This window comes from Goekera deserti, assembly GCF_010685995.1.
In the GTDB taxonomy this organism is placed as follows: Bacteria; Actinomycetota; Actinomycetes; order Mycobacteriales; family Geodermatophilaceae; genus Goekera; species Goekera deserti.
The window spans coordinates 37403-44070 of sequence record NZ_JAAGWK010000004.1; the positions used below are offsets into that span (position 1 = coordinate 37403).

Below are 6668 nucleotides of genomic sequence, written 5' to 3' on the forward strand. Positions count from 1 at the left end.
GGTGTGGTTCGTCTGTCGACGCTGGTCCGCCGTCGCGCGCCCGTCGGGGCGCGCCCGCGGCGACTCCGGCACGCTAACCGCGCCGGGGGCGTGGATCGGAGCTCGGGCAAGGACCGAGACCCGATCGTTGCCAACAGGCAACGCCCACCACACACCGCCGCCGCGGGCACGCGCGCGGGCAGCGGCGCGGATAGCGTGGGCACCCATGCGCGCGCCGTCGGTCCTGGTCCGTCCGCTGGTCGCGGCCCTGGCAGCCGGCCTGCTGGTGGCCGGTCCGCTGCCGCTGTGGCCGGCCCACGCCGCACCGGTGCTCGCCGAGGCCGCCGCACGGCCGACCGTCGACCCGGCGGCGCCCACGCCCACCGCGCCGCCGGCCGCCGTCCCGCAGGGCAGCGCGCCGGACGGCAGCACCGTGGGCGGGGCGGGGCTGGACACCCGGGGGCTGGTGGTCGTGCCCGGGGCGCCGCCGCTGCCGCCGGGCATCGACGCCCACGGCTGGCTGGTCGCCGACGCCGGCACCGGGGAGGTGCTCGCCGCGCAGGACCCGCACGGCCGCTACTACCCGGCCAGCACGCTCAAGACCCTCACGCTGCTCACCCTGCACCCCCAGCTCGACCCGGCCCTGGTCGTGCAGGGCACCACCGAGGACGAGGCCGTCGAGGGCAGCCGGGTCGGGCTGGTGCGCGGCGGCGCGTACCCGGTGCAGCTGCTCTTCCAGGCGATGGTCATGCAGTCGGGCAACGACGCCGCCAACGCGCTGGCCCGGGCCGCCGGCGGGGTCACCCCCACACTCGCCGCGATGAACGCCACCGCGGAGCGGATCGGCGCCCTGGACACCGTCGCCGGGACACCCTCGGGCCTGGACGTCGCCGGGCAGTCGTCCTCGCCGTACGACCTGGCCCTGATCATGCGGCAGCTCGCCCTCGACCCGGCGATCGTGGCCATCATGCAGACGCCGACCGCGCAGATGCCGGGCGTCGAGGGCATCACCACCGGCTACCAGATCCAGAACCAGGACGCGCTGCTCACCGAGTACCCCGGCACGATCGGGGCCAAGAACGGCTTCACCGACGCCGCACGGCACACCTTCGTGGCCGCTGCCGAGCGGGACGGGCGGCGCCTGGTGGTCAGCCTCATGCAGGCCGAGCGCTCCCCGGTGCCGACCACCACCCAGGCCGAGCTGCTGCTGGACTGGGGCTTCGCCACCCCGGCCGGCGGCGGGGTGGGCCGGCTGGTCGAGCCGGGCGAGGTCAGCACGGCCACCGCGGCACCCGTGCCGTCGGCCACCCCGGGCCAGGACGGCGTGCTCACCTCCCGGGAGGCCGACCGGCAGGCGGCCCCCACCCCGGCCGCCGCGGCGCAGCCGGACCGGGGCGAGTCGCCGCTGGTGCCGATCGGGCTGGGCGTGGGCGCGCTGGCGATCGTGGCGGCCACCGTGGTCGGGCGGCGCCGGGCGCTGGTGCGGCAGCCGCCGGGCAGCGGCCCGCCGCGCCCCTGACCGACGAGCAGCGCCTTCCCCCCTCCACTCTCTGCGCACAGAGCCGAGGTCCGCACTTTCTGTACAGAAAGCGCACTGCTTGCGCTCTCTGTGCAGAGACGTGGGGGGAGTCAGCTGCCGGGGCGGCGGCCGCGCCGGCGCAGCAGGGCGGGCAGCAGCCGGGCGCCGGCCGCACCGACCAGGGCTCCCCCGCCGACCAGCACGGCCACCGTGCGCACCAGCCGCACCGAGGCCGTCCGCGGCTCCCGGGCGGCGGGCACCGGCACCTCCACCCGCTGCGGCCGGTCGGCGCGGATCGGCTCCAGCGCCGCCTCGATCCGCGGGATGGTCGCCGTCCAGGAGGCGGTGAAGAAGGCGAACCGGGCGACGACGTTGATCCACACGACGAGGCCGACGAACCCGCCGAGGGTCTGCGCGGTGACGTTGTCACCGATGATCCCCAGGTAGTAGGCGCCCACGGCCTTGAGCACCTCGAAGCCCACCGCGCCGAACAGGGCGCCGGGCAACAGCTCCCGGAAGCCGAACGGCGTCGCCGGCACGCCCTTGAGCAGCCACAGGAACACGAAGGTGTCCCCGGCGAGGGCCAGTAGCAGGCCGAGACCGGCGGTCACGTAGGGCAGCCAGGAGACGTCGGCCAGCCCCAGCGCCGCCAGCACCCGGGACGACGCCGCGGTGGTCGCCGCGGTCAGCGCGATGCTCAGCGCCCCGGCCGCACCGAACCCGAGCAGCGCGCCGAGGTCCTTGACCCGGTCGAGCAGGAAGTCCGGCGGGTCCGGCCGGCCGCGCCAGATGACGTCCATCCCGGTGCGCACCTTGTCCATGGCGCCCAGGCCCACCAGCAGGAAGCCCACCAGGCCGATCACCCCGACCAGGCCGCGGCTGTCGATCGCGCTCGCCACCTCTTCGGCGAGGGAGACCCCGGTGCTGCCGGGCACCGCCTCGCGCACCGCCTGGGTGAGCTGGGCCTGCAGGAGTTGGTCACCGGACAGCACGAACCCGGCGACGGCGGCCAGCAGCAGGAGCACCGGGAACAGCGCGAGGAACACGTAGTAGGTGACGCCGGCGGCGAGCATGTCGGCCTGTGCGCGGTTGTAGTGGCCACCGGCGTGCACCAGGTGGTCGAAGGCGCGGGAGCGGCGCCGTCCGGCGTGCACCAGCCCGGTGCCGGCCGCGACGGCACGGGTGATCACGTTGCCGCCGTCCGACGCCGGGGGCGCGGTCCTGGGTGTGGTCACCGGGACGAGTCTGCGGGGCCCTCGCGGGCGCCGCTCAGCGGGGCGGGCCGGTCAGCGGGTACCGGCGCGCGATCGTCCACTCACCGCCGGGGCGCTGCTCGAACTCCTGGAAGTGGTCGACCCGGAACTCGGCCTGCACCTCCGACAGCCCGGCGTACGCCAGGTCCAGCATGTCGGTCGGCACGTCCTGGGCCACGGTCACGTGCGGGTGGTAGGGGAAGTTCAAGGAGCGCTCCAGCGGGCCGCTGCGCACGTCGGCGGCGATGAGCTCGCAGTCGGCGATGCCCAGCGCGACGGCCACGAACACCACCTCCGAGATCGGCCGGAAGGTGCCCGTCCCGGCCAGGTGCACGTCGAAGGCGGGGTGCGCCGCGGCCACCCGGCACAGGTGCTCGGTCACCGCCGTCCGCTCGGCGACCGGCACCGCCGTGGGCGGCAGCAGCGTCACGTGCGGCGGCACCATGCTGGCCTGCGGGTCGCCCACCTTGGCCCGCCAGTCGACCAGCAGCTGAGCCCACGGCTCGGGCACCGGCACCACCACGCCGACGACGACGGTGTCCCCCGCCCTGTCTCCCGCCCTGCCCCCGGACCCCGCCCTGTCCGCCAGCTCACCCGGGTCGACCGCCCGGTGCACGAAGGTGTCGTCGTTCACGCACCGCTCCCCGCCGGTGGGAGGAACCCCACCTTGGCGTAGACGTCGGCCAGGACAGGCGCGGCCACCTCTCGGGCCCGAGCGGCACCCGCGGCGAGCACCCGCTCCAGCTCCGCGGTGTCGGCGAGCAGCTCGGTGGTGCGCGCCTGCACCGGCGCCAGGTGGTCGGTGACCACCTCGGCCAGCTCCTTCTTCAGGTCGCCGTAGCCGCGGCCGGTGAAGTGCTCCTCCAGCTCGGCGGTGCTGCGGCCGGACAGCGCCGAGTGGATCGCCAGCAGGTTGGTGACCCCGGGCTTGCCGACCGGGTCGGCCACGACCTCGCGGCCGGTGTCGGTGACCGCGGAGCGGATCTTCTTCGCGGTGACCTTCGGGTCGTCGAGCAGGAACACGCCACCCGACGGCGGCAGGCTCTTGCTCATCTGCTTCTCCGGCGTCTGCAGGTCCAGCACCTTGGCCGCGCCCGGCGGGATGTAGGCCTCGGGCAACGTGAAGGTCGCGCCGTACCGGCCGTTGAACCGGGTGGCCAGGTCGCGGGTCAGCTCCACGTGCTGGCGCTGGTCCTCACCCACCGGCACGCGCTCGGCCTGGTACAGCAGGATGTCGGCCGCCTGCAGGACCGGGTAGGTGAACAGCCCGACGCTCGTGCTCCCGGCGCCCTGGCGCTGGCTCTTGTCCTTGAACTGGGTCATCCGGCTGGCCTCGCCGAAGCCGGTCAGGCACTGCATCACCCAGCCGAGCTGCGCGTGCTCGGGCACGTGGCTCTGCACGAACAGCGTGCTGCTGGCCGGGTCCACGCCCAGTGCGATCAGCTGCGCGGCGGCCACGAGCGTGCGGCGACGCAGCACGGCCGGGTCCTGCTCGACGGTGATCGCGTGCAGGTCCACGACGCAGTAGAAGGCGTCGTGGTCGTCCTGCATGCTCACCCACTGGCGGAGCGCACCGAGGTAGTTCCCGAGGGTGAACGAGTCGGCGGTCGGCTGGATGCCGGAGAGCACGCGGGGAGCAGGCACGCCCGCCATCGAACCACGCACCTCCCCGCCCACCGGTCAGGCTCCGGCAGGCAGCAGGTCTCGGCTGCTCAGCACGTCGTCCAACGCGCCGAGGAAGACGTCGTCCTCCTCGGCGGAGCCGACGGTCACCCGCACGCCCTCGCCCGGGAACGGCCGGGTGATCACCGCCCGGGCCTCCAGTTCCGCGGCCACCTCGGCGCTCCGCTCCCCCAGCGGCAGCCACACGAAGTTGGCCTGGCTGTCCTCGACCACCAGCCCGCGGGCACGCAGCTCGCCGGTGAGCCGGGCGCGCTCGGCGGTGACCGTGGCGCACCGGGCCCGCACCTCGTCCTCGCTGTCCAGCGCGGCGACGGCCGCGGCCTGGGCGACCAGCGAGACGCTGAACGGCACGTTGGTCTTGCGCACGGCCTCGGCCACCGCGGGGTCCTCGGCCAGCAGGTAGCCCACCCGCAGCCCGGCCAGCCCCCACGCCTTGCTGAACGTGCGCAGCACCGCCACGTTGGGCCGCCCGCGCATCACGTCCACGCCGTCGGGCACCTCGGGATCGGTGACGAACTCCCGGTAGGCCTCGTCCAGCACCACCAGCGTGCTGGTCGGGACGGCGTCCAGGAAGCGCTCCAGCGCAGGCCCCCGGACCGCCGTCCCGGTGGGGTTGTTGGGGTTGCAGACGAACACCACCCGGGTGGTGTCGTCGACCGCGGCGGCCAGCGCGGTCAGGTCGTGGGTGTCGGCCGGGCCGCCGGGGCGGCCGGGCACCAGCGGCACCCGCACGTCGCGCGCGCCGGCGACCTGGGCCAGCAGCGGGTACATCTCGAACGACCGCCAGGCGAACGCCATGCTCGTGCCCGGGTCGGCGAAGGACTGGGCCAGCTGCTGGCACAGCGTCACCGCGCCCGAGCCGATCACCACCTGCTCGGGGTCGACGCCGTACCGCTCGGCGAGCGCGCCGGTGAGCACCACCGCCGCGTTGTCCGGGTACCGGTTGGACTCGGCCATCGTGCTGGTCACCGCCTGCAGCACGGCCGGCAGCGGCGGGAACGACACCTCGTTGCTGGCCAGCTTCACCGCGCGGGCGACGCCGATCTCTCGGGCCAGGTCGGCCGGGTTGCGCCCCGGCCGGTAGGTCGGCAGCGCCTGGACGGCGGGACGGGGGCTCACCACGGCGATCGTCTCCTCCTGGCTGGTGCTGCGATGCGCTGCGCCGGAACCCGGGTGCGCTCTCTACGCTCACGGCCATGCGCGTACTCGTCGCCGGTGGTGCCGGCTACATCGGCAGCGTAGTCACCGCTGCCCTGCTCGAGGCCGGCCACGAGGTGACCGTGCTGGACGACTGCTCCACCGGTCACGCCGACGCCGTGCCCGACGGCGCGCGCTTCGTGCAGGCGGGGCTGCACGACTCCTCCCCGGTGCTGGCCGAGGTGCGCCCGGAGGCGGTGCTGCACTTCGCGGCGAAGAGCCTGGTGGGGGTGTCCCAGCGCGAGCCGGAGGACTACTGGCACACCAACGTGGGCGGCTCGCTGGCGCTGCTGGAGGCCATGCGGGCGGTCGACTGCCGGCGCATCGTGTTCTCCTCCACCGCGGCCACCTACGGCGAGCCCGAGTCGGTGCCCATCCGGGAGGACGCGCCCACCCGGCCGACCAACACCTACGGCGCCAGCAAGCTCGCCGTGGACCACATGCTGACCTCCTACGCCGTGGCCCACGGCTTCGCCGCGGTCAGCCTGCGCTACTTCAACGTCGCGGGCGCCGCGTACGGCCTCGGCGAGCGGCACGCCACCGAGACGCACCTGATCCCGCTGGCCCTGCAGGTCGCCGCCGGCACCCGGGAGTCGCTGACCGTCTTCGGCCAGGACTACCCGACCCCGGACGGCACCTGCATCCGCGACTACGTGCACGTGCACGACCTGGCCGCCGCGCACCTGCTCGCGCTGCCCGCCCCCGCGCCGGGCGAGCACCGGGTCTACAACCTGGGCAACGGCACCGGGTTCTCCGTGCAGCAGGTGGTCGACGCCGTCCGCGAGGTCACCGGACACCCGGTGCCGGTGGTCGTCGGCCAGCGGCGGGCCGGTGACCCGGCCCAGCTGGTGGCCAGCAGCGACCGGATCCGCGCCGACCTCGGCTGGGCCCCGGTGCACACCGACCTGACCGGCATCGTCCGCGACGCCTGGGAGACCACCCGCGCCCTGGACAGCGGCGACACCCCGAGCGCAGCGGACGTCGCCGACCAGCGCGGCTGACCGCCCCGCCCCTCCCGCGCCAGCTCCCCGGCGCCG

The 6668-nt window shown here is 75.0% G+C and carries 6 protein-coding genes; 2 read left to right on the plus strand and 4 right to left on the minus strand.

All coding sequences use genetic code 11. From position 1 onward, the window contains the following. Positions 1 to 205: 205 nt before the first annotated feature. Positions 206 to 1498, plus strand: coding sequence for a D-alanyl-D-alanine carboxypeptidase family protein (locus G1H19_RS01435; protein WP_152731706.1), 1293 nt, complete (start codon positions 206 to 208; stop codon positions 1496 to 1498). 110 nt (positions 1499 to 1608) lie between these two features. Here the strand turns inward: G1H19_RS01435 and G1H19_RS01440 are convergent, their stop codons facing one another. The 4 genes from G1H19_RS01440 to hisC are packed head-to-tail and all read right to left on the minus strand — an operon-like array spanning position 1609 to position 5553. After that, positions 1609 to 2733 carry a YihY/virulence factor BrkB family protein gene (locus tag G1H19_RS01440; RefSeq protein ID WP_152731705.1) on the minus strand — a complete coding sequence of 375 codons (1125 nt, stop codon included), beginning with the start codon at positions 2731 to 2733 and terminating at the stop codon, positions 1609 to 1611. Between the two features lie 34 nt (positions 2734 to 2767). Beyond that, the gene (locus G1H19_RS01445; protein ID WP_235928200.1) at positions 2768 to 3385 is read right to left on the minus strand and encodes a 2'-5' RNA ligase family protein; all 618 of its coding nucleotides are present in this window, start codon (positions 3383 to 3385) and stop codon (positions 2768 to 2770) included. Further along, complete coding sequence (gene trpS / locus G1H19_RS01450) at positions 3382 to 4404, minus strand: tryptophan--tRNA ligase (protein WP_152731704.1); 1023 nt, start codon at positions 4402 to 4404, stop codon at positions 3382 to 3384. Before trpS ends, G1H19_RS01445 begins: the two co-directional genes overlap by 4 nt. Before the next feature lie 27 nt (positions 4405 to 4431). Beyond that, positions 4432 to 5553, minus strand: a complete 1122-nt coding sequence (gene hisC, locus G1H19_RS01455; protein WP_235928199.1) for a histidinol-phosphate transaminase — start codon at positions 5551 to 5553, stop codon at positions 4432 to 4434. A 77-nt stretch (positions 5554 to 5630) separates the two neighbouring features. Here hisC and galE point away from each other — a divergent pair, with 77 nt between their 5' ends. After that, positions 5631 to 6632, plus strand: coding sequence for a UDP-glucose 4-epimerase GalE (galE, locus tag G1H19_RS01460; RefSeq protein WP_152731703.1), 1002 nt, complete (start codon positions 5631 to 5633; stop codon positions 6630 to 6632). Positions 6633 to 6668 lie beyond the last annotated feature (36 nt).